This window comes from Sphingobacterium sp. SRCM116780 (assembly GCF_021442025.1).
GTDB lineage: Bacteria > Bacteroidota > Bacteroidia > Sphingobacteriales > Sphingobacteriaceae > Sphingobacterium.
The window spans coordinates 3,944,066-3,969,391 of record NZ_CP090446.1 but is presented as its reverse complement, the minus strand read 5'-3'; the positions used below and the strand labels follow the sequence as shown (position 1 = coordinate 3,969,391).

Genomic DNA, 25,326 nt, shown 5'->3' with positions numbered 1-25,326 from the left:
TTACATTTAAGGCCAAAAAAACTAGCGAAATTTCTTCGCAAAATTTTCAAGTGTTTTACCTTTGAGTGAATCCATGACTACTTCCTCTGTTTCGGAGAACAATATTTCCAGTTCCTTATTGATATTTTTACCCACAGAACATTGTGAATTGGTATTTAAATTTTTCTTACCCAATACTTCTGTATTCTTTACTGCCTTATAAATATCGGCGAGTGCTATCTGATGACTGGGTATATTTAATTTGGAACCTCCTTCTTTGCCTTTACGACCAATGACAAGGCCAGCTTCTTGAAGAGCACTCAACTCTTTTCTTACCATAGCCGCATTGATATTGATGCTACCTGCTATCCAATCCGAATTCACCCATTCCTCTTGACTATCAGCTAGCATAGTTAGAATATGGATTGCTGTTGAAAATCTCGTATTGTTCATATTGACAGCAAAGATACAAAAGTATTTTTAATTGTAATAATGTTTATTACAATTAAAAACTACTATTCTTTTTTCATTTCCACGGATCCGATTATAGACCCTTGAAGATTGTTCCCTTACCTGATTTAAGTTTTTGCTCTGTCAGCGCCTATTTAAATCCACTATAAAACCGAAGACTCTATCTGAAAAAAGAGCAGAGAGATAATGGTTGAGAGCATAAATTCTGTAGTAGAAAAGGAATGGAAGTACATGTAGTACTGTATTTCGGTGTGGAGACCTTTGTTTTCAAAAGAGGATTGAAGTGATTCTTTGGCACACTTAAACCAAAAAATATAACATTGATGAGAAAAAAATTGGTCTTTATAAAAAAGGGATAGAAAGTATGTTGCTTTCTGTCCCTTTTCCTGATTCACCAGTATTTAGCTCTTTTTACAAAAGAAAAAATAACTAAAATTAAGCAACCTTTCTAAAAAACTTTTTGGTTTTAATATAGGCAAGCAAACCAATAATGGCAATACATAACCACAATAGATCAATTAACAAAATATCGGTTTTCCCTTGTTGAAAACTATTCCATATCCAGGCATTACTTTTCCATCCATTTGCAATCGGAACAAAAAAGGCCAATACACTCCCCAATAATAATGTTTCTCGATTGGTCCTATTGATGCTTTTTCGAAACGTATAATACAGTGTCAAGATTAGCCAGCTGTAAAAAAATATGGTATAGATAAATTTTTGGTCAACAGTTGTTCCAAACTTAAGCGCAATAAACGTTAATGCAGTAACAGGTAATAAGGTTAAACAAATAGCCATAAAAAAATTAGCCATCCAAAAATTGAACTTTCGCTTCCGAGGAATGACATTATTTTTATCACGAGCCACTAACCAAATCAAGATTCCAGAAGTAATGACCAAGCAGCCCATAATTCCCAAAATAAAATAGATCGCTTTTAAAGGATAACCTCCATAATCGCCATAATGCAGTCTATATAACAAACTTTTAACCTTGTCACTATAGGATGCATTTTGAATAGGGGATTTTTGAGCAATAATTTTTTGATCAGATACCCGAATATCTATGTATCCCGATCCAGCAAAACTTTTGGAGTAATGCGGTTCGGTTTCAAGAATAATATGCATATTGGAATCACCATAATTCTTCATCACAATACGAGTAAATTCACTTTCTGGCCATTTTTCTTTGGCAAGATCCAAATAGTTTGCCAAACGAATCGGTGTATCTAGTGGTTTGTAAGCATAAGGATATATTGCAGCTCCTGCATTACCAAGATCTTGATACATTTTTTCTTGATTCCCATCATACAATAGTTTACTGAATGGGATAGTCAACACAGAATTGATAATTAAAAAGATTCCTGTAACGGCAAATATAAACTGAAATGGAAACCCAATCACTCCCAAAGCAGTATGCATATCGGTCCATACGGTTTTCCATTTATTGAATGGTCGGAAGATGAAAAAGTTGGATACGATCTTATCCCAATGCAGCATCAGTCCTGTAATCAATGCAAATAGAAATAAAAAAGCAGTTAACCCTGCTATAAAATAGCCAAATGGTGCAATACCAACCCGAATAGGTACTTGGTTGAGTTGTGCAAGAAAATGCAAACGAAAGAGAAACTCTCCCATATCATAATTCTTCGTGTATTCACCTGGTTGTTTATTAACAAAGTCGTAAGTAAAATTCTTCGAATCTTCTCCTCCGCGTCTTCCCCTTCGACCTTTAGTTTTTGGAGCATTTTTATCTTCTTTTAATTTAGCCAGATTTTCTTTGTTCAATAGGGTATCATTGGAGGCACTTAAGCTGACGTAGGAAGCTGCTCCTCCATGGTGCATATAAAATGTAATATCACGACCATGTAAATTATATTCTCCTTGAAGAGAATCAATCAATTGATCATAAGTTCGATGATCTTGTTTAAAATTTTTAAAAGAGGTATTGTTTTGCCAAGCAGCAATTTCATCTCTAAAAAAAGCAAAAGAACCAGCAAAAAATATGACATATAGGATAGCGCTAATGATAATGCCACTGATTGTATGGGTATGAAAAAAGATATTATAATTCCGAATATTCATCACACAAGTTTATAATTTGAATATATAGGGTAAAGAAAACAGCAAAGTTAGCAGTAGGTAGAATCCCCAAACTTTCCATCCGTTACGTGATAAAAAAGCCAGCAGCAGCAGCATAGCCCATAAGATATACCCTGAAAAGCTAGCTGTAATGATCATATCTTTCTTATCAAAGATTGATGTTAACAATACATGAAAAGAAAGCATAACTGCATAACCCCCAATAAAACCAGCTGTAATCTTTAAAAATCGCTGTGCTGGCGTACTTAAATATTTTTTATTTGCAGGCATAATGTATGATTAGAAGATAAAAATCTCAAAGAACAGACAGATGAGATACAGTCCCAAGATATGCTGCCATTTCAAGTAAGTGTAAGGTCGAAGTAAGATAACCAAACTCATCATGGCCATCACATAGGCAAATAAAGCAAAGAATCCTGCTCCTGCACCTTGCAAATACATGCTCATATATCCCGCAAGCAGAAATAACACAATACTGATTATGCGCGCAAAAGTTTTTTGCGCGCATAATTTTTCAAGCCAGGTCGATCTATTTTTAAATTTTACTTTTTTACTCGTATGATAAAAAAGCAAACAGGCCATTAAAATGATTAATAAAAGTGAAGTATACATCTATTTGATACTTAATTTTAAATAATTAGAATTTGTACATAACACCTAAACGCATATTACGCCTCGCTTCTACAATATAAGTGTAATAATCAACCCCTCCTTTTGCAATAGTAGCTGCATTTGCTTTACTTGTTGATCCTGCAGTCAACAATTTACGATTATCAAAGAGGTTATTGATTACTAAGGAAATATTGAATTGTCCTTTTTGATAACTCAGACCTCCATCGGTACGCACATAGTTTTTAAAATTAGATTCTTTTGTGGTTCCAATCGCTCTGTCCAACATCGTTTGTACACTACCCGTTAAACCAAATCCTCGTAGCATACCTTTGTGTAAACGATAGGTCAGCCATGCATTTGCAGTATGCTTTGTCGTATTGGGAGTAATATTCCCAATAGTTGTTTCATCTGTAGCTTTTGAAATTTTTGAATCGGTAAACGCGTAGTTAGCATTCACATTCAATCCTTTAATGATTTCTCCTGTGATATCCAATTCGATGCCTTTAGTTTTGGTCTCTCCTAACTGTGCCTGAAAAGTTTTTCCATTGATCACATGATCGGGATTCGGATCCGTCACTAATGCATTTTTTCGCGTGATGTTATAAGCACTTACTGAAGATCCCCATTTACCGTTGAACCATTCTTTTTTTAATCCGACTTCCATATCATTTCCTCGAATCGGTTTGAAAGCATTTCCTTCCCAATCTGTTCCAGAAACAGGAACAAAAGATTGATCATATAATGCATAGATGCTCGACGATTTGTCTATGGAATAACTCAAGCCAACACGTGGACTGAAGACATCATCTTTAACGTCTGCGACATGGGTTGCTCCAACAATTTGAGAACTTGTAAATCTAAGTCCTAAAGAAAGACGAAGTTTATCTTCAAGAAATGCCATTTCATCATGAGCATAAAAGGACATGTAGGATAATGATGTCACATATCCCCCCGCACCTGCTCTTGTTTTCACATCTTTTGATCGGTCAATAGAGGGTAACACAGCTCCAGGGATACCGTACTTCGGATCATATACATTAAGAGGTGCTGTTGGTATCGAGTCCAATAAAGTTCTAAAATCTCCCCAAAACTTTTTAGTTCCAAAATCAGCCCCTATTAAAATACGATGTCGAACACCACCTGTCCGCTCTTCGCCTGTAAATGATAATTGTCCAAAACGATTTTCTCCAGCTTCATCTGCTATACTCAAGTATCTTGGCATATCGCCATTTGCTTTCATGTAATTTAACCAAGTGCTATTAGCAATCATATTGAAATTAAAATAAGCCAATTGCGCATGGAATTTCCAGTTTTGGTTTAATATACGATCAAAATAGACATAAGCACTATGATCTCTAAGTTTGTTCGGTTCAAACGATGGATCACCATAGAAAAAGTCATTGGCAATACCTGGGTCAGCAAATTGTTTCGGTGAAAATGTGTAGTTTCCATTGGTTAAATAAGTTGCACCTTGATAGGTGTACTCAAAAGTCAATGTTGTCATTGTATCAATAACATAAGTCAATACGGGAGCGATTACAATTCGATTGTTATAATTATATTTAGTAAAGAAATCTTTTTGCTGTGCTGCTAAATTAAGACGATATAGCAGTTTTCCATCTTTTCTAAGTTTTCCATCCAAATCTAAAGCACCACGATAGGTACTGAAACTACCGACATTGAAACTAGCAGAACCTTTGGTACGTCCTGTAGGTTTTTTTGTGACAACATTATAGAACCCTCCAGGTTCACCGTTGGCTAACATAAATCCAGCTGGCCCTTTTACAAATTCGATTCGCTCGATCATAGACGCATCCTCGGCGGTAGGTCCCCAGGAAGCTTCGATGTTCATGCCATTTCGAAATGCAGGAATCTTGGATCCACGCATCCGAATATTCGCATACTGATTATCCCAATGACCCTGACGGGTTGCTCCGCTAATATTACGTGTGATCCCATCAACAATATCGAATACCTGTTGGTCGGCCATCAAATCAGACGAAATAACTTGTATATTTTGAGGTAACTCCAAAATAGGTGTTTGTAACCTTAAAGACCCTGAGATGCTATCAAATTTATATTTTTCATAATACTTCCCGTACACGGCTACTTCCTCGATCGATTCAGATTTAGAGAATAATTTTATTTTATTTAAATGTTGATCCTGATTATTCACCATGACTTTCAATTGAAGTTTATCATAACCAATTGCCTTGATAACAAACTGATGCTCTTTTGGAGTTATATTAGAAAACACAAAATAACCTTGATCATCTGTTGATATAGCTTTTTCGGTGGATTCCAATTTAATGGTTGCACCAGATATAGGATCATTTTTTTCATTGACCAGAAAGCCATCAATTGTAAATCCTTGCTGTGCTGTGGCCTTACCGCCAACGACAGTCATGATGGTTAAAAATAGAATAGATAAAAATTTATGCATAATAGAAATATTTCAATTCATCCCTCAAGAGAAAGATTTTAAATAGTTATAAATTATATTGTTGTGAGCATTTAGTAGTCATATCAGCTTATTGAAGCTAATAATCTATCGTATAGTAGCTATTTACTTATTTAATTAACAGTCAAATAAGTCGTTGCACCTTGCCAGGTAGAGGTATAAGCTTTTCCAGCATGTTCTCCTGTTGTTTCAACAAAACGAGACACTTCTAGGACATAAGGTCCCGACCAAAGAGCATCAAATATCAATACCCCATGTTCATCTGCTTCAAATTCTTTACTCCAACCTGCAGCGGAAAAAACAGAAACTTTAGCTTTGGCAAATTTTTGACCATCAAGCAGCACGTTCACTTGAATTTTGGATCCTTTTTTATATCCTTTATTGCTTTCTAATTGGAGTTGCAAGGGGTTTTTAATTGGTGTATCATATAGATTGTTTACTTTGCCAACACGAACAGGAACTAAGGAAGAAAATTCATATTTAGTTTTACCTCCAAGATCTTTCGGCTCCTTAATGATTGCTAAATAATAAATACCTTCTACTGTTGGTGTAAAAGTGGTGGAGAAATTATTCTCAGAGGCATGAACTTCTAATTTTTTAACTTCCTTACCAGGTTCATAAAGCCAAAGTGTAAAATCCTTTACATCAGAGTACCACTTATCGATAGCCTCTCGTTCATTGTTAGCGAATTCACCATAAAAGATCTTAACTTCTTGGGGTTTATGGCGCTGTCCAGTTGCTTGAGTCTCTATCCATAAGGCATGGGCGCTACTCGTTTTACCATATAACAATAATAGGGCAAAATAAAACATAGTCATTACATTTTTCATAATATGTTGTCTGTTTTTATACATTGTTCAACTTTATTATGAAAGGATATATAAGATTTTTTTTATGAGAACCTCATTTTTACTATCTTGTACATCCTTCCATATATCACATGATCGGGAGTGGATTTTTTAGTTTGCTAAAGAATCCTCTTATGATCAGTTATAGCTGATCATAACAAATGGCCATGTAGTAGATTGCCGTCTACTGCATGGTTTTTAATTTTAATGCGTTTTATTTATTGAGCCTATTTTATTACACTTCTCAATTACATTTTGTATTTCTTATTTAGACTCATTAAAAACAATGCAAATATATAACGAATATTTTCTCTTGCAATATTTTTTTTTATTTATGTGTATTTTAGGGCCGCAAGAGATAATCTTTTACTAAAATCATATCTTGCTAATACAACAAAAGTCTCCGATCAAGATCAATTTTTAGCATTCTTTACAGTTGACTCTGATGAAGATGATGTACAGATACTATTTAGGTGTTGAATACGGAGGTTGGACCCCTGATTTATTTTTAATGCTTTGATATCCTTTTTTTGATTGATCAATATCTTTCTTTCATTGAACTATTTTAACATTGAAAGTGGATCTTCAACATAAAGGATACAGCAAGAATATATAAGCATAATAAGTAACATTAATTTTGAAACATAATTCTATTTATAATCGAAAAAATTGTTGATCAAAAAATATTTTTTTGATTCATATTATGTGCTATTTAATAGCAATTATCGCATACTTAATACTACTCAATATTACTCATCATATAGCATGTAGTACTCAAACTACAAAAAAAACTATATATGATAAATTACATATGTTAAAGATTAATAAACACTTAACTTTACATCGATAAGTAAAAACACTTAGAAAATACATCTAGCAAAAACATTATAATAAGATAGCATGTTATTATGAAAATGAACAAATTAAAAAGATATTATACTGTACCTAGCATTGTGGCTATTGGGGTAGAATTGGAACAGGGTATTGCTGCTGCATCAGCAAATATTAATCCTGGAAATTCCAGCACACCTTATACACCACAAGTGACTGATTGGACAAATGCTGGTTCTCAAAATAAAGATTTTGATTTATAGCATTTTCTTTGTTTTACGAATAAAAACAAAGAATAGATTATATTATATAAACCTAAAAAGATGAATTTATTTTTAAAAAAATATACATTAAAAATGGCTACAACATTCGTTTGTTTGGTCATTTTTGCATCATGTTCTTCAAAAAATGATCCCGTTACTCCCGCAGTAGACGGCACGGTTCTGAATGTTACCGTTAAGGGTATAGAGGAGGTTATTCTTATTAAAGACTCGGATGCATCAACAAGCAACCTCAGAGCCTCGAGCAATAACAGAATTTCAGGAGAATCTTCAACAACAACTAATGGGACTAGTTTAGTTTCATTGGGTGACGTAGACGCATTTATTGATGTAAAAGAAAATGCAGGCACGAGTAACCTCGTACAATCAGCAATTGGCACAAATACTACCATAAGTACTACAGCTAACAACAAGAGTATTGCTTCTTCCAATTCTCCCTTACGCGCTGCGAATGTGCTTATGGGAACTGGCGTCCAATATCGGCTACTTATTTACAACTCGTCTAATGTATTAATTGTCAATAAATTAGCTATTTCTGGAACGAATCCTTTGATCAAAATCGATGCTGGTAAAAACTATACTTGGTATGCAGTTTCTATTAACGAGTCAACAGGTACAATGCCGGACATCAACAGCTCAGGTATCATCGCAAAAAGTAGCTTAACTAACAAGGATGTTTTGTATGCTTCTGGCTCGATCAGTACTGTTTATGGAGAGAATTATCTGAATATCATCTTCAGACGCAATACAGCAAAGATTCAAGTAGAACTAAATGTAAGAGGCACATTTGGAACGATTGATAATGCAACAAGTATCTCCGTTGTGAAAAATAGTACCAATACCAATGTTATTCAAATTGGGGATTTAGACATTAAGACGGGCAATTATTCCAGCTTAGTCGATGTAAATCCTATCTTAGGATCAAGCATGGTTGCTGTAGCAGGCAATCCAAGCAATACAGTAAAAACAGCGACGTTTTATACCGTCAATCCAGCTGCCATAACAGCTAACAATTTTAAGATAAAACTGAACGAACTAAAAATTGCTATAGAGGATGCTCGGGTACGTTCATTTGCTTCTAATAAAATCTATACTTATCCAGCAGCTTATACTCCTACCCAAGGCTCTTCTTATGTGATCACCATGAGAGTTATCGATTCACCAGTAAAGGTGAAGGGGATATATTGGGCAAGAACTAATTTAAGGTATAATGCTGCTCATATGGATCAATATCGCTTAAAACCGAATCCTGGCGGCTCTACAAGTGCCGAAGTGAATACAGAATTTTGGAACTGGAAATCAACGACTCCAACAGGAGCAACAGGTAGCTTTGACCCTTGTGCAGCTGCATATCCAGCAGGAACTTGGCGTATGCCAACCGCAGCAGAATGGCAATTACTTGCTCAGCCAAATGAGAAAAGATCAGAGGCAGGATTCTTCTTTGGCGTGCAGTATGCTTATGTTTGGACTCGTGATAGCGATAACCCAATCAATTCAGCTTATGATGACCCTGATTTATTCGTTGCTTTAGGAGGTTACCGTACAACATCAGGGACTGTTACGGGTAGTCCTGCAGGGATTGGCCTGGGAGGTCTTGCAGCAGGAACCTTTAGCTACTGGTCAGGCACCGGTATAAATGCCACCACTGCTACTGAAGCCAGAGCATCATTTGCCATTGTTTTCTTTGTACCTGTATGGACCAATGTTACTTATCCTAGCGCACCTAAAGCAGAAGGAAAAAATATTCGATGTGTGAGACAAATTACTAACAGTACAGGGGTTTAGTTATAAAAGAGAAGACAAAATAATTCGTATAATAAGAAAGAGGTTTGACATGATGTCAAACCTCTTTCTTATTATACCTAAATAAATACAAGTCCATCAAGATCTCCTCTAGGAAAGATTCAACAGCTTTAAAGTAGCTTTTGTGTTAATTCCGAACACAACGAACATTCATAAAATTTGATTTCACTACATTTACAGCTCCCAATAGCTGTAGATCTAATATATCCGTTACTAAGCCATGGGTAGTACCCGTTGCTTCATAATGAATCGCTCCAAGACTTACAAGAGGAGGAAGGCTTATCAATGATGTACTTGTCCAAACCTCCGCATTTTGTCCATAAAATCCAAAATTAAGATCAATTAGACCTACGACTAAAGATACACCTACAGCAGAACCGTTTAGATTAAAACGTACAGCATTCGTAGGATAAGGTGAAGCTGTACCCACTGCAGCATATTCGAGATATTGTCCTGCAACCCGTGTTGGTGTCTTTGCGGATATAAAACCTCCTTCCAAGATGCTTCGTCCTACTAAACCTTGATAATCCGATCGTGTAGCTTGCCTCCAAACACCTGTAGGATATACCAATGCACATGGATCAGCCTCAGCACCTTCAGTTGCATAGGTTTGTGGATGTATAGCACCAAACGCAAAAAAGGTATTGTTATCTTGTGTCTTCTGATTAAGATGATGGAAACGATAAGGATTATGATCTCCAGAAACATAGTATAGATTGGCACGCGCCCATCTAGTTACAACAGCACCACCATTATTGGATGTGGTTGTAATAGGTGATTCAAGCAGGTCAATTCTAAATGTTTTACTTTGCCCCAATACAGGTACAAAATTAGGTGAACTGTATACAGTTGATAAGACCCCAAAGTTGCGAGTCGCTTGACTTTGCGAAACTGCATAAGCATCCAGTTTAATACTAAGACCTGTTAATTTAATATTTAGATTTGGCAATGAAGCTGGGTCTGCTGTATAAAAATAAGCAGTACTGCGATCATCAAAACCATAAGCTGTCGGGCGTGTAAAAGTAGAAGTTGAAGCTGTAGCGATCGTAGTTAGCGCTCCTGTTACAGTTCCAGTCAATAAATTAAAGTTACCTGTTTTTAATTGGTTTTCATTAACAACAGTCGCTGTATTTAGGTCTGCAAACATACCCATTGTATTCAGTTCAACCCCAATACGAGCTAATTTATGACTAAATACTATTCCTAAAGGTGTATTCAAAGAATTGACAGTAATAGTACCACTCGCATATAAGAAATCTTTATTTTGACCCATAGACACCACTGGTGCTGCTGGATCAGCCACTGCTGGTAAATCTGCGGCCACAGCTGTATTATACGAAAATGCAACCCATTTGTATTGTACTCCACCATCAACTATAATTTGAACCGCATCACCCGATCTCATTACTTGACTAGCTACAACAGAATTGTCTGACACTTTATAAACGATCAGATGATAGTAGATACCATTAGACATACTTTCCGCACGCACAGTTGTAGCTGTTCCTTCCTTATCATTATTGGAAATAGATACCATTCTATCTCCCTTGAATTCATCTTCAACGACCGAGAACCGAGAATCAAAACCTTCTATGTGGCTTACAATTTCACTTGCTATTGCAAGACCTGGTTTAACCGCAGCCTTAGTTGCTAAAGATTGTCCTTTGTTCCCAATGACACCACCTTCAACTATCCCCAAGACACTAACTGTCAACCGTGTCTTATCTCCCAACAAGAGCTCTCCTCCATTTGTAGACTTCGAACAGCCTTGCATTAATAGGACAGCATATAAAAATAACAATATGACAGCTTTATAGCTCCATATCATTTTGAATTGCTTATTCATGATTTCTTTATATTAAACTAATAAAATAATAGATTTATAAATCTCCACTGGTTGATCCACCAGGTAATTCGGCACCCCAAGCATCTACTCCAGGGTTATTTGGATCTGGGCCAATACCTCCAGTAAATGAAACAGAACCAGCAGCGACTCCTTGTTCCAATTTGACACTTACCTCCTGAATAACAGGGGTATTGTAATTCATTTTTTTTCTTGTTTTCATAGTTAATGTTGGTTAATTTTTTATACTATCCAAATCACCATTTCTATTATGCATCTGGTTTGGTTTGAGAGCATATTAGTCTATTTTTTAGATTAAAAATACACAAAAAGGATAGTGTAAAAATCTTGTTTGCAATAATTTAATTAATAATTACTACAATAGTAAGCAATATATTTTGCATTTGTAATGGAAACACTACTAATATTTTGTTTTTTAAAAAAATATTTGCTAAATAGTCTTATTACATTTACTTTTTATTAAATACTAAATTAGTATATTAAATTATTTGGTGTTTAATGCAACTTTATAAAAACATATTAATTAAAGATATTGTTTCGACAGATAAAAGAAGATTATTTACTTGCTAAATCACATTTTACTCACTAAAAAAATGATTATTAACAACTTATGTATTATTAATTCTCGCATACCTTATTTATAAATTAACTTATGAAAAATTCATAATAAATCACAAAAATTGACTATACAACTATTTAAAACAAAGGGTTGAAAAACATCTAATTCCTCTTTAGTTGCCTTTTCTTTGCGTAAAATATTCCAATCTTCTGCAATCTTATTTGTAATATTTCAGAAGATTTTTTCGCGATGTTCTTGTAAAAGATTTAAAATAGATAAAAAGCACACCTTTACCTTCGTCTACTTAATGAAAAATTAATGATTTCCTTCTTTTCAGGAAAGTACAAATCTTTGATTGACATGATCACTAAGGTTCTGATCATAAAAGATCTTATCCCATGCTACCCCCTATTGTTGGAGTAAGAAACAATGCTTGCTTTATGTTTCCCCCCTGCTGGTTACAAGTGAATTCATGTATAATCCTATAGAGGAAATCTGTGTTGCCATGGTTTCATTGACCCTTCAAAAGGCATTTGTTTATCTAACTTTAAGATTTCCCCATGATCCTCCGAATAATAGGTATGTGCAAAATAATCTTTATCATTTGGTTTTCGGTCTCCTTTAGAATGAGTAGCATGAATATAAATCCGTCTTTTATACTTGCCTGAATCGAATTACAAAACATGTCCAGGGGTACTCGCATAGCTCTCCAATTTTCTTATCATCCATGCAACTTACACATCAACACTCTCATATTCCATTTCTATTCCTTATTTCTCCTTCATGATTATTTGCAGTATTTTAGAATATCAGTAAACAACTATTTGGATACCGAGTATCTAAGAGATCGACCGCTGGAGCTAGATTGCCAACCTGCAGATTATCATTATCCACTGCGACTTGCAGTCTACACCAAGACTTGCCGTTATATCTGCTAATTTTATAGACAATATCTACATTTCCAAAATTACCAACATGGTCTACCCTAGCTTTGGCAAATGCCATCAATTGTTCTATTTTATCTTTAATAATGCGAGTATCCGATAATTTTTATAACTGACCTGACACAAATATATTTACTTCTTACCCTTTGACCCGTATGCTAGTCATTGCCACAAAAAACAAAACTCTACTTAATTTTTCATTTTGTTATATGGCTTAATATTACTCATAAATTAATGAGTAATACTGAAAACAGCTGAGTAACATTTATTATGCGGTTCTTCATCCTAATAAATCAATGACAATTCTAGTATTTTAATTTATATTTTCGAAACACCCCTTAGCAAACATACAAGCATGCAAATGTAGTTCAACAACTGCATTTACAACTTAAAGCCTTCTGATTTAAAAGAATTAATGTTATAACTTATATTTTTGTGCTGTCTTAATAAAATTTATTTGTTGCAAGATATTTAAAACTGCAACAATTCTTTATTTAATTAAATAACACAAAAATGAGTGCTCCAAAGAAAAAATATTTCCCACCTGTAATCATACTGACATATGTAGAACTTGAGGAAGCAATTGCTGCTGGATCAGCAACAGTACACACACCAAACGTTTATAATGAAATTAAAGATCAATGGATTGTAGAAGATACAGATTACAAAACCATTGATTGGTAAAGGAAGATTAAAACTATGAAAACTAGAATAAAAAAACTGCAAAACACCCTATTTATACTATTGATGATAGCACTTTTAGGCAGTATACAATCTTGTCAAAAGGAAACAAGTGATAGCACATCTTCCACTGGTGCCATCGTCAATATTAATATGCTTGCTGCTGAAACTTCTGAAGAATATGATTTACCCACCACGAATAGCACCAATCCTTCTTCCTTAAATGCACAACTGGTCCTGGATAGTACCATAGCCTTTGCTAAGGGTAATACCATTGACGTAAAATTAAATAATAATACCAGCTCTGAAAATGAGACTAAATTGTTAGCATCAACCAATAAAGCAGCTTCCCAAATCGTCAATACCGTATTGGTTAAGGGTATTCAATATAAATTATTGGTTTACGATAGTAACGGAAATTTTGTTGTCGAAAAAAATTACACCTACGGCAATGAGGCTCAAACACCAGGTGTACCCCTAGATGCTGGTAAAACCTATACTTTTGTCGTTTATTCCATCAATAGCACCACGACCGCTCCTACAACAAGTAATCAAGCTAATCTGTCAACCGCAACTATTGCCAATGTAAGTGCAGATCTGATGTACTTTAAAAATACGATTAAGCTAAATTGGGGAAACAATAACCTGAATGTTATATTAAAGCATCAGTTCAGTCAGGTTACCACGGTTCTACACATGGATCCCAATATGACAGGTAATATTAACGCCATCATTGCCGCCGTTGCCAAACCAACCAGGACAGGTGCAAATCTGAGGCTTGCCGATGGTTCCATTACCTATAATACCGTAAACACGGCAGGTGCCAATATCATCTTCCCTAGCTTGGGAACTGGAGTGCGTCAAGTCACAAGTAGCCCCACTTTATTGATCAATCCTGTTGAAAACGCAGGTACTATAAATTTGGGCAGCATTACGATAGACGGTGAGACAAAGATCAATTTTCCCATAAGTGGTTTGAAAATAAAACCAGGAAGTCGTTATACATTAGATCTTACATTCAAAACCTGCACACAAGATGTAGCGGGTGCAGATGGTTTGGACTGGAATTATCCAGAAGTTATCCTGGGTGGTAAAAAGGGGACTATGATTGATAATGTTTTCTATGTGAATGGGACAACAATAAGTAAAACCATTACTGCGCCAGGGGCAGATTATGGATTTGTATTTGACATTGTTGATATGGACAATGCTTTTAACATGGAAGTGAATGGTGTTAAGTTAGCGACTCAAGAAATACAGTTTCAAAAAGTTGGGGGATCCTCAATCCAGAACATCAAATTTGCTGACGGAAGTATTTATGAAGGTGTCAATGCAGCTGGAGGATCAAATATAGGAGCTATCTATAATTTACAGGGCACCACATTAAAGCCCTTAGTAAAAGTTGTTATCAGTAGAACAGGGGTAGTAACGATGTTTGGGAGCAAAACTTCTGGAGGTACTTTATATCCATTGGTATTAACGAATGGCAATACATTTAATACTTTTCCATGGAATAGTAGTATTGTTGGTACAAATACAGTTAAAATAACACAACTAGTGGACGGAAGAACCGTATTAAAAGGATATGGATCTGGAAAGAAAAAGATCAGCTGTTCTACAGGGGGTTAATCATTTTCTATGACAGAATATAAAAAAGGCTTTTTCATTTAAAATGAAAAAGCCTTTTTTATTATAGAATGATCAGATTAGCCTGTTGCTATAATATTATTTTGATTATTAATATGATCCACTAAAGTTGGATTTAAGATCGGGCATGTTTGTAACAGTTCTCGAATAGGATATTTTGCAACAACATTTTCCAAAGCTGTCAAATGGCGCTCATGGTGCAAATCCGTACCTACAAAATCGTACATCCCAGATTTGATCATCGTTAAAGCCGCAGATTTAACTTCTACACCATAATAACGGCTTATAGATAATAAGTTCAATTGTAATAAACAACCTGCATCTTTAATCTGTTTATAGACATTAAAATTATAATGATAATAATTATAACGCTCTGGATGAGCAAGAATAGGTTGATAACCTAAATTCTGAATATCCAAAATCGTTTGAAATAATGCTTTAGATTCTTGAAGATAAGACATCTCAATTAATACATAACCTCCAGGCATCACACAAAGCTCGTTATTCTGCACTAATCTTTCTAAATTATCATCAATCATATGCTCAGCTGCAGCAAAGAGAGTTGTCGCATCGGTTCTTTCATTTAACTCTTTTTGTAGCTTCTCTTTGGTTTGTTGAATAATCTGACGATTATTAGGATACATACCATCCATAATATGTGGTGTACAGATAAACTTATCAAAGCCCATCCGATTCAATCCTTTCAATAGATCAATAGACTGTTCTATTGATTGGCTACCATCATCAATACCAGGTAAGATATGATTGTGCATATCGACTTCTAAAAAAGCCAATTTGCCTAGTACTCTCAATTTAGAATCTTTCGGCTTACCTTTAAATATATTTGAAAAAAAACCCATTCTTGTTCATTTATTATTATCCATCCCCAAACCTTTAGATATAACGTGAAAACAGCACAGAATGCCACAATTTTTCACATTTACTTGCAATAACCAAGTAACAATTCTCTTACTTTTTATTTGAATCGTTTATTGGTGTTTAATACATCTAATAGTTAAAACATCTATAACAAGAACGATACCAAAAAAGCCAACTCGATTGAGTTGGCCTTCAATATTTGTAGCTAAAATCTTACTTCCTTGAAAATAAAGTAAAAAACTTTTTCAAATCTTTCTTCCAGCGAGACTCTTTTTTATCTTGATCTCCATAACCGTAGCCATAACCATAACCGTAACCATAGCCTCTTGCAAAATCCACGTCATTAATCACCATAGCCATATTCTTCAACTTACCCTCTTCGTACAATTCTTTCGGAACATTCAACAGGCGTTTATCAAGGTAATTCGCACGAGAGACATAGATCGTCAAATCCGCATTATGAGCAATCAATAGCGTATCTGTTACCAGACTTACGGGTGCGGTATCGACCAATACATAATCATAATGCTGACGCCCATATTCGACCACATCATCAAAATGACCATTCATCAGCAACTCTGCTGGATTAGGGGCAATGTAACCCGAATAGATGATATCAAAATTATAATTACCCGGTTTTTTAATGATCGTATTGTCAATATCCATATCGGGGTTGATCAGATATTGGGTAATTCCCACATTAGTATGTTGTAAATGAGATAATCCAAGATAATCCAATACTTTAGGGCTACGAATATCTGCCCCAATCAAAAGTACTTTTTTACCCGACATACTTAATATCTTAGCCAAATTAGTCGTCACAAACGATTTACCTTCTCCTGATGTTGTTGACGTAACAAAGATCACTTTCGATTCATTCTTTTTAACTCCTAACATAAAGGACATATTAGTCCTCAAGATACGGAAAGCCTCTGCAAGAGAAGAGCGATCATTATCTTGAATAATTGGATGCTCTGAGCTTGGCACTTCTCCTAATATAGGTGCATTCAATGCATCCTCGATATCTTTACGTGAGTGAACCTTATTATCCAACAAGAATTTCAGATAAATAATAGCAAAAGGGATAAGTAGTCCCAGTATCAGTGCTCCTAATAAAACAATACTTCTTTTAGGTGACACTGGAATATTCGAACCATAGGCCGTATCAATCACCTTTAAATTATCTGGTGTTGCTGCTGATTTGATTTCGTTTTCTTCCCGCTTTTGCAGCAATAGGAGATATAAGGATTCAACAATCTGTTGTTGTCGAGAAATCTGCTTAAAACCTTGTTCTTGATTTGGAATCCGATTAATTTTACCTTGAATTTCGTTTGATTTTCCCTGCATACTATTTAATGCCATCTCCGTTACTTTACGGTAATTTTCAAAAGATTGACGAATATTGCGATTACTTTCTTCAATACTTTCATTCAAGGCAATCACTGCAGGGTTTTCATTGGATGCTGATTTCAACAGATCATCACGTTCTAACACTAATTTATTATAAGTCTCAATAGAGGCTGTAATAGAAGCATCTTCTAAACCAATATTGGATGGTATCAAACCATTCTTTCCTTCTTTTTTTAAGAAGCTATTCATGTGGTTTACCAATTCCAATTGTGTTTTATACTCTAAAACCTTTTTATCATTATCTGTTGCCGAACTTAAATAAGTACCAGCTTCCGCTCCCATATCTACCATGGAATTCGAAGATTTATAATCAGCAACCTTTTGATCTGCACCTGATAAGTCTTTGCTAATCAGCATAAGACGATTATTAATAAAATCGGACGTCGCACGTGTCATTCTCATCTTATCATTCGTAACATCTTCATTGTAAACACCTACTAAAGAGTTTAAAATTAATTCTGCTTTCTCTTTTGTAGGAGAAACCATACTAAAATTCACAATATAAGATTGTTTTTCTTTATTCGGTGTAATATTTATTGAAGATAAAAGATCGTCAATGACAATATTTTTAGGCCGAATAATCACATCAAATTTATTTCCTTCAATTAATTTTACGCTTGTGTTTCGACGAAATACAAAATCCTTTCCTGCTATTTTAATTGGAGTTCCAAAACTACATTCTCTTTTTGTTCCAGATGACACATCCGTAACAGACAATTTATTTCCATCTAGAACAGTTATTGATAAGCTGAAGTTAATGCTATCCTGATTCGTTATTGGAGTAATATTGAAAGGAGATTTTTTTGCTACTGTTTCAGTAGTTTTCAAATTTCCCTTATTAAAATATGTGATGTATAGTTGATTCTTATCGATCACCTTACGCATCAACCGTCTAGAACCAAAAACATCTATTTGATCAGAAACAAAAGCTGGCGTACCACTAATTCCAGTTAAACCAGCTAATTCGGTCAATCCTGCTAATTCACCAGTACCTGACTTTTCATCTTTCAATAAGATTTTGGCATTAACACTATAATTTTTCTGTGCATAACGCAAATAGAAAAAGCCAGCAACAAGTGCAATTATGACACTTAAAACAAACCATTTCCAGTAATAGGCATATTGTTCAAAAAGCTGTCGAAGGTTAATTGACTCTTCGTTTTCTTCTTTAATTTGAATATTATTAGTTTTCTCCATTATATGTGTTAACGTGTCAGTACTGAAATTACGGTAATAAGAAGCCCTGCAATCGAAATTATAATATTTGTATTTGCTCCTAATTTAGAATTATTAATCTGAGATTTATTAGGTTCAATATATACCACATCATTTTGTGCTAAATAATAAAAAGGCGAATTCAGAACATCCTGTTTTGTTAAATCTAACCGATTGATAGTTTTCGTACCATTTACTTCTCTAATTACAACAACATTACTTCTTACTCCTCGAATGGTCATATCACCAGCCATTCCTAAAGCCTCTAAAATAGAAACTCGTTCAGTTGGCATAATAAATGACCCTGGACGTGCCACTTCTCCTAAAACTGATATTCTAAAATTATTAAAGTTCATATTTACACCAGGTTCATTAATATAAGTGCTTAATCTTTTTCGGAGAACTTCAATAGCTTCTAAACGAGTTAACCCTCCTATATGAACTTTGCCTAACATTGGGAAAATTATATCACCATCATTGTCAACAGTATATGTTGGTCTCAAAGCTAGATCTGTTTGTTGCGTCATATTACTGTTGGACATAGCACTTGTCAAATTGAATGGGGCAGTCACTTTGGGATCAGCAGCTGTTACAGATATCGTGAGAATATCATCGGGTTGGATTTTAGGAACAGACTGTTGATAAACGGTATTAATTATTGAAGAATCAGGTTGAAAATAGACCATATTTTTCCTACTTCCACATGAGCTCATTGACAGAATGACTCCTAGGATTAGAAAAACATTCAAAATTCGAAAATGGATGTTATTCATTATTATATTTTTTTATATCAAAAACTATTCAATTAATGGAATTTCACTCTTTTAAGCTGAATTAATAACAAAAAAATTATTTAGGCTTTCTGAAATAGAGTAAATTTCATCACATCTATGTCAAACACCGATAGATCAAATACCGAGCCACTTTCAATCTTTAAATGACAGAAACTAATACAATTTTTTCAAAAAAGCATAAATAGTAACCTATTTCTTTAAGGTATTTTGAATACTATCTGTGATTCTAGTTCGCTCATCTTCGGACAAATTAGATCCAGAAGGTAAACATAATCCATTTTCAAATAATTTCTCAGCAATTTTACCTCCATAATAAGGTGCACCTTCAAAAACAGGCTGCAGATGCATTGGTTTCCATAATGGACGGGATTCGATATTTTCAGCTAAAAGAGCCAATCTTAGATCTTCTCTAGTTATTCCAATCTTTGCTGCGTCAATCGTTATTGCAGATAGCCAATGATTGGAATAATAATCTGCATTTGGAGCTACAAAAACATCAATACCCTCCACATTTTTAAACAAGTCAACGTAAAAATCACACATTTTACGACGAGCATCCACACGCGATTTTAACACTTCCATTTGTCCACGACCAATTCCTGCACAGATGTTGGACATACGGTAATTATAGCCAATATGTGAGTGTTGATAATGAGGGGCATCATCGCGAGCTTGCGTTGATAAAAAAACTGCTTTTTCTTTATCCTCTTCAGAATGGCAGACTAATGCACCCCCTCCTGATGTTGTGATAATTTTATTTCCATTAAAACTTAATACACCGAATCTTCCAAAAGTACCACAAGATTTTCCTTTGTATGTAGAACCTAATGCTTCTGCTGCATCTTCAATAACAGGGATATCATATCGATTTGCAACAGCCATTACCTCATCTACTTTGAATGGCATTCCGTACAAATGTACAGCGATAATAGCTTTTGGTTTTTTTCCTTTAGAGATTCTATCTTTAATACCATCTTCCAAAGCAACGGGACACAAGTTCCAAGTATCTTTTTCAGAATCTATAAAAACTGGTGTGGCACCTTGATAGGCAATGGGATTTGCCGATGCAGAGAAAGTCATGGACTGACAAATTACCTCATCACCAGCTCTTACACCACATTCTATTAAAGCCAGATGTAGTGCTGCAGTGCCAGCTGAAAGTGCTGCTACTTGTACATTTTCATTTAAAAATGTTGCGAGATCTTGTTCGAGTCCATTTACATTAGGACCTAGTGGTGCTACCCAATTTGCATCAAATGCTTCATGGATGTACTTCAACTCTCCTCCTCCCATATGTGGCGAAGATAGCCATATTTTATTTTTCATGATAGTTGTATGTTTATTCAAAAAACATTTAATACTGATATTCAAATAGTTGAAAAATCAACTCTAAACTTAGTCATTAATGCAAATTTCCAATTATTAAGAACATAAATTAAATTATTTGAGGAATTTCAGTAATCACCGTTGCTCTTCCATTTATTCTAAATATGTCAATATTTTATATAAGCTTATAAATCAAAATATTTTCTTAGCAGGATTTCCAAAATAGGTTCCCTCCTTTTTTATAGATTTAATTACAACAGACCCAGCTCCAATTCTTGAATTTGATGCAATTTTAATACCTGGTAAAATTGTAGCACCAGTACCAATAAACACATTGTCACCAATGACAACCCCGCCTCCGAGATCAACATGTGGCATAATACTGACGTAATCGCCAACGATGACATCATGACCAATTTGTGTGCCTAAATTCACAAAACTACCTTTTCCAATTTGCACATCACATGATACAATCACTTTAGGAAATAAGACAACGCCTACCCCTATTTGAGACCTTAATCCAATCATAACAGATTCGTGAATATAAGATGAAATCGTAACCCCTGGGATTAATTCAAGTTTTTTATAAACTTCTTGCTTAAATTTACAGTCCATAATACCAATCAATATCAATCCTGAAATTCGTTCATCATTAAGATTTCCTAAGACTTTTTTTTCGCATCCATAATGGTCTAATGCATTCAAATTATCATCCCAAAACCCGCAAACTTCAAAGGATGTCGTACTGTCTTCAGTAATCCATGAATCTACTTCTCGAGCCAAACCGCCGGCACCAATAATGGTAACAGTTGTTTTATTGTATTGAATATCCGCCATCAACTTTGAAATTTTGACCAGTAACCCACTTCGACTGATCGGATAGTAAAAACGTTAACATACCAACAACATCATCCACTTCTCCTACACCAAGAGGATGCATTTCTTTTATTTGCTTCACATTATCCGCATCAACCTGTTCAAATAATAATTGAGTAAGCGGTGTATTGACTATTCCTGGCGATACTGCATTAACTCTAATCTTTCTCTTGGATAGCTCTAAAGCAAGAGATTTCACTAAACCTAAAATTGCTGATTTAGAGGCACAATATCCGATTTTACCAGGTTGTCCTAACTCTCCCATTACAGAAGACAATAATATAAAGCTAGCTTGATCAACACTATGTTTCTTCTTTGAAAGAAAACGTAACAATTCAATTGCCGAGAAAACATTTAACTGAAAGATCTTTTCTACTTTTTGTGGATTATAAAGTGTAATTGGTAACGTTTCTTCGATACCCGCACAATGTATAAACCCAGAAAATTTAATATCAGAAAACTTACTTTTAAATAAATTCTCAATCTCATCAATCTGGTATAAGTCAAATGTAATGAATCTAAAATTTGGGTGTCTTTGTAAAGATTCCACTTTAGTCGCATCTCTACCTATACCATAAACAATATTGTTAGAATTTTTTACCAATTCTTCAACAACTCCTTTTCCAATTCCAGATGTTGCACCAGTTACAAGAATGTTGCGATTTAATTCTTGCATGCGATTAAGAAAAATGTTGAACTCCAATTTTATCTACCAAAGATTGAACAGTAGTCAGTTCTTTAATGTCTTCTGCTGTTAACGTTTTCCCAAACTCATTAGAAACAACTCCGATTAATAACATTGCTGTCATTGAATCCCACTCATCTAATTCTTTCAGATTAGATGCTAATGTTAAGGGATTCTGTAATTCCAAATCTTCTACTAATAATTCCAAAAAAATTTCCGCTTTCATATTTTCTAAATTTTATATGTTTGTATCAATTTCAATCACCCCTCCTGCCCAAGATAATCCCACACCAAAGCCGACAATCATCACTTTAGCTTTTCCATTCCATGATGCCTTTTGAGCTAATCTCTTTAATGCAATAGGAATGGTATTGGAGACAGTATTACCACCATCTTCAAGATCAATATAAAATTTATCCTTTTCTGCTTTTACACGTTTTCTTAAAAATTCCAACATAAAAGCATTTGCTTGGTGAAACACTAGATAATCCAAATCATCAATCCGCAAATCATTCTTTTCCAATACTTTACTTGTGAAATTTGGTATATTTTCAGCTGTAAAGTTAAAAATTTCAGGTCCATTCATATAAAGATGGTTATCCGTATAATGATTATTACTTCCATAAGTTAATAAAGTAGCATCCACATTAGTCGCATATTTACCCGCACCATTCTTGATGATTAATTTTTCTGCCCCACTTCCATCTGTACCAAACGAAAATTTTTTCAAACCATCGATTGTATCTTTTGATATTAATGTGGCCGTTGCACCATCGCCAAAAATAGCTCTATTTGATTTATCGTCTGGATGCAAATATTTAGAATAAGTTTCTGCCGTCACAAGAAGAACATGTTCACTTTGCCCACTCTCGATCAAAGCTTTAGCTAAACTTACACCATAAACATATCCTGAACACCCTAAATTATAATCAAAAGCACCAACATTAGTTGGTAATCCCAGCCTTTCCTGCAAAATACATGCCGTAGTTGGTAAAAAGTACTCTGGACTTTGTGTACAATAAATCACATAGTCAATTTGATCCTTTTCGATCTTAGCGAAAAGCTTATAACACGCCTTTACAGCTAAATCTAATGCTGTTTCCTCTTCGGACACCCAATATCGATTCTTTATACCAACCTTCTTTTCAAATTTATCAAAATCATAATCTGGAAATTTCGCTAAAAGATCCTTATTACTAACTTTGTTAGTTGGTAAGTAAAACTCTATTCCTTTAATTGATGCTCCCATTTTATTTATTTCCTTTAAATGCTTCTGCAGTAACTACGCCTTCGGCAGAAATACCTTCTCGTTTTACCACTTTTACTATAGTCAAATATAATATTTTTGTATCTATAATTATTGAAAGATTATCCACATACCAAACATCGAAATCAAATTTTTGTTTCCATGAAATGGCATTCCTTCCATTAACCTGTGCCCATCCAGTAATACCAGGTCTTACTTCATGGCGTCGTGCTTGGGTTGAATTGTACAAGGGAAGATATTCCGGTAATAGAGGGCGTGGGCCAATTAAAGACATATCACCTTTCAAGACATTAATCAATTGAGGTATCTCATCTAGGGACGTTTTACGTACAAAAGCCCCAATTGAAGTCAGGCGGTCCGCGTCTGGAAGCAAATTGTTATCATTATCCTTCTTATCATTCATGGTCTTAAATTTGATGATCTTAAAGATTGTTTCATTCAACCCTGGACGCGCTTGTAAAAAGAAAGGTTTACCTTGATTGGCGAAGTACAATCCAATTGTAACGACAATAAAAATTGGCGACAAAACCAATAAGCCAACAAAAGCTATAAAAAAATCGAAAAAGCGTTTAAAAAAAATTTTATACATGATTTAATTTTTCTCTAATTAATTGATAAGACCGACTTACCGTATATTCTGTAAGTAATAACTTCTCAGCATTATTGCCAAGGAGCTTTAAATAATCCTCATCTAATAATTGATTGATTGCAACGTCCATCTCTTCTATATTTCCTGAATGAACTTTAAAGCCACAATTCCTCTGTTCAATTATATCCCCAATATCGGTATTTGGATCAGTTGCCGCAATAACGGGCATTTTCATCTCTAAATAAGACAATAAACGCGATGGGAAATTTGGTATCTGAAAATTCCTATCTAAAAAAATCAAACCAACATCACAAGATGCTAACAATTTATCATAATCTTGTTTTGGTAATTTTTGCAATAATTTAGCATTTCCGGGCTGGTATTCATCAAACCATTTTTTCATTTTTGCAAACTCAGTACCATCGCCAACAATTAAAAAGAAGATATTATCATATTTTATTTCCTTAATAGTTTGCAACAGAAAATCCAATCCTTGCGGTTTTCCTAAATTCCCTCCATAAACAAAAACTTTTTTCCATATAGGTATACCATACTTTTTACGTATCTCATTCTTCTCTTCAGTTGAATATGAAAATGAAATAGGTTCTATAGTATTTGGATTAACCTCCACTTTAGAAGCATCTATAGTTGGATTATGCTTGAGGACAAAAGCAACATTGGCAGGAGACATACAGCCAATAAAATCTGAAATTTCATATAACTTTTTCTCTTTTTTAAGAAATTGAGAATGAATCAATCCCCCTTTTTTCAACATCTTCATATCAACAGCATTTTGTGGAAAGATATCCTTCAGTAGTAGATAACTATAAGCAGCATCTTTTGCTTTAATAAACTGAATTACTTTTCCAAAAGTAATAGGAGGAGTCGAATATAAAATTAGGTCAAATTTCTTATTACTAAGATACTTCTTTATAGCAAAAAGGTATTGGTATTCGATTGCTATCGTACCAATACCTTTTTCAATAATATTAGTTTTTTGAATATTAAAAGTCTTAACTTCAAGAATAGATATTCCTTCTTTCTGCTTAAAATTAGTTGCTATTCCTTTACGACGTTCAACAGGAGTTACTATGGTAACATCATGTCCTTCATCTCGAAACTTTCGTAATAAATCTTGATAAATTCCTCTTTCTTCAACAGAATTTATCTCCACCAACGTTAAAAAAATAATATTCTTTCTCAT

Annotated in this window: 23 protein-coding genes; 4 read left to right on the top strand and 19 right to left on the bottom strand. The window is 34.5% G+C overall.

The genetic code is table 11. The annotated features are described in order from the left end of the window. Positions 1-21 precede the first annotated feature (21 nt). From LZQ00_RS17180 to LZQ00_RS17155, 6 genes are all read right to left on the bottom strand, one after another. Entirely contained in the window at positions 22-432 is a 411-nt protein-coding gene (locus LZQ00_RS17180) for an Rrf2 family transcriptional regulator (RefSeq protein WP_234510484.1), read from the bottom strand. Positions 433-885: 453 nt separating this feature from the next. Continuing rightward, a complete protein-coding gene (locus tag LZQ00_RS17175; protein WP_234510483.1) occupies positions 886-2,532 on the bottom strand; it encodes a PepSY-associated TM helix domain-containing protein in 1,647 nt (548 codons plus the stop codon). 9 nt (positions 2,533-2,541) lie between these two features. Next, positions 2,542-2,820 (bottom strand): hypothetical protein, encoded by a 279-nt coding sequence (locus LZQ00_RS17170; protein ID WP_234510482.1) that lies wholly within the window; start codon positions 2,818-2,820, stop codon positions 2,542-2,544. Positions 2,821-2,829: 9 nt separating this feature from the next. After that, positions 2,830-3,162 carry a hypothetical protein gene (locus tag LZQ00_RS17165; protein WP_234510481.1) on the bottom strand — a complete coding sequence of 111 codons (333 nt, stop codon included), beginning with the start codon at positions 3,160-3,162 and terminating at the stop codon, positions 2,830-2,832. Between the two features lie 25 nt (positions 3,163-3,187). Further along, a complete protein-coding gene (locus tag LZQ00_RS17160) occupies positions 3,188-5,605 on the bottom strand; it encodes a TonB-dependent siderophore receptor (protein WP_234510480.1) in 2,418 nt (805 codons plus the stop codon). Positions 5,606-5,736: 131 nt separating this feature from the next. Continuing rightward, entirely contained in the window at positions 5,737-6,453 is a 717-nt protein-coding gene (locus tag LZQ00_RS17155) for a DUF4198 domain-containing protein (RefSeq protein ID WP_234510479.1), read from the bottom strand. Positions 6,454-7,385: 932 nt separating this feature from the next. Here LZQ00_RS17155 and LZQ00_RS17150 point away from each other — a divergent pair. Further along, positions 7,386-7,565 (top strand): hypothetical protein, encoded by a 180-nt coding sequence (locus LZQ00_RS17150; RefSeq protein WP_234510478.1) that lies wholly within the window; start codon positions 7,386-7,388, stop codon positions 7,563-7,565. 60 nt (positions 7,566-7,625) lie between these two features. Continuing rightward, positions 7,626-9,368, top strand: coding sequence for a hypothetical protein (locus LZQ00_RS17145; RefSeq protein WP_234510477.1), 1,743 nt, complete (start codon positions 7,626-7,628; stop codon positions 9,366-9,368). A 145-nt stretch (positions 9,369-9,513) separates the two neighbouring features. Here the strand turns inward: LZQ00_RS17145 and LZQ00_RS17140 are convergent, their stop codons facing one another. From LZQ00_RS17140 to LZQ00_RS17130, 3 genes are all read right to left on the bottom strand, one after another. After that, positions 9,514-11,232: a fimbrillin family protein gene (locus LZQ00_RS17140; RefSeq protein ID WP_234510476.1), complete on the bottom strand. Its 1,719-nt coding sequence runs from the start codon at positions 11,230-11,232 to the stop codon at positions 9,514-9,516. Between the two features lie 34 nt (positions 11,233-11,266). Next, positions 11,267-11,452, bottom strand: a complete 186-nt coding sequence (locus LZQ00_RS17135) for a hypothetical protein (protein WP_234510475.1) — start codon at positions 11,450-11,452, stop codon at positions 11,267-11,269. A gap of 1,158 nt (positions 11,453-12,610) precedes the next feature. Further along, the gene (locus tag LZQ00_RS17130; RefSeq protein WP_234510474.1) at positions 12,611-12,814 is read right to left on the bottom strand and encodes a sialidase family protein; all 204 of its coding nucleotides are present in this window, start codon (positions 12,812-12,814) and stop codon (positions 12,611-12,613) included. A 452-nt stretch (positions 12,815-13,266) separates the two neighbouring features. On the opposite strand from LZQ00_RS17130, the gene LZQ00_RS17125 reads away from it, so the two are divergent. Both LZQ00_RS17125 and LZQ00_RS17120 read left to right on the top strand, forming a co-directional pair. Beyond that, a complete protein-coding gene (locus tag LZQ00_RS17125; protein WP_234510473.1) occupies positions 13,267-13,437 on the top strand; it encodes a hypothetical protein in 171 nt (56 codons plus the stop codon). Positions 13,438-13,452: 15 nt separating this feature from the next. Next, positions 13,453-15,063, top strand: coding sequence for a fimbrillin family protein (locus tag LZQ00_RS17120; protein WP_234510472.1), 1,611 nt, complete (start codon positions 13,453-13,455; stop codon positions 15,061-15,063). A gap of 77 nt (positions 15,064-15,140) precedes the next feature. Here LZQ00_RS17120 and LZQ00_RS17115 read toward each other — a convergent pair whose 3' ends face one another. The 10 genes from LZQ00_RS17115 to LZQ00_RS17070 form a co-directional block, all read right to left on the bottom strand. Next, on the bottom strand, positions 15,141-15,941 hold the full coding sequence (locus tag LZQ00_RS17115) for a tyrosine-protein phosphatase (RefSeq protein WP_234510471.1): 801 nt from the start codon (positions 15,939-15,941) through the stop codon (positions 15,141-15,143). A 232-nt stretch (positions 15,942-16,173) separates the two neighbouring features. Further along, positions 16,174-18,567 carry a GumC family protein gene (locus LZQ00_RS17110; protein WP_234510470.1) on the bottom strand — a complete coding sequence of 798 codons (2,394 nt, stop codon included), beginning with the start codon at positions 18,565-18,567 and terminating at the stop codon, positions 16,174-16,176. Between the two features lie 8 nt (positions 18,568-18,575). Then, positions 18,576-19,358, bottom strand: a complete 783-nt coding sequence (locus tag LZQ00_RS17105) for a polysaccharide biosynthesis/export family protein (RefSeq protein WP_234510469.1) — start codon at positions 19,356-19,358, stop codon at positions 18,576-18,578. Positions 19,359-19,568: 210 nt separating this feature from the next. Then, positions 19,569-20,705 carry a DegT/DnrJ/EryC1/StrS family aminotransferase gene (locus LZQ00_RS17100; RefSeq protein WP_234510468.1) on the bottom strand — a complete coding sequence of 379 codons (1,137 nt, stop codon included), beginning with the start codon at positions 20,703-20,705 and terminating at the stop codon, positions 19,569-19,571. Positions 20,706-20,897: 192 nt separating this feature from the next. Next, a complete protein-coding gene (locus LZQ00_RS17095; protein WP_234510467.1) occupies positions 20,898-21,542 on the bottom strand; it encodes an acetyltransferase in 645 nt (214 codons plus the stop codon). Further along, positions 21,520-22,257, bottom strand: a complete 738-nt coding sequence (locus LZQ00_RS17090; protein ID WP_234510466.1) for an SDR family NAD(P)-dependent oxidoreductase — start codon at positions 22,255-22,257, stop codon at positions 21,520-21,522. The genes LZQ00_RS17095 and LZQ00_RS17090 overlap by 23 nt, the downstream gene beginning before the upstream one ends. Before the next feature lie 4 nt (positions 22,258-22,261). Next, positions 22,262-22,492, bottom strand: coding sequence for an acyl carrier protein (locus tag LZQ00_RS17085; RefSeq protein ID WP_234510465.1), 231 nt, complete (start codon positions 22,490-22,492; stop codon positions 22,262-22,264). 12 nt (positions 22,493-22,504) lie between these two features. Next, on the bottom strand, positions 22,505-23,515 hold the full coding sequence (locus LZQ00_RS17080; protein ID WP_234510464.1) for a 3-oxoacyl-ACP synthase III family protein: 1,011 nt from the start codon (positions 23,513-23,515) through the stop codon (positions 22,505-22,507). A gap of 1 nt (position 23,516) precedes the next feature. Beyond that, a complete protein-coding gene (locus tag LZQ00_RS17075) occupies positions 23,517-24,122 on the bottom strand; it encodes a sugar transferase (protein WP_234510463.1) in 606 nt (201 codons plus the stop codon). Then, on the bottom strand, positions 24,115-25,326 hold the full coding sequence (locus LZQ00_RS17070; protein ID WP_234510462.1) for a glycosyltransferase family 4 protein: 1,212 nt from the start codon (positions 25,324-25,326) through the stop codon (positions 24,115-24,117). The genes LZQ00_RS17075 and LZQ00_RS17070 overlap by 8 nt, the downstream gene beginning before the upstream one ends.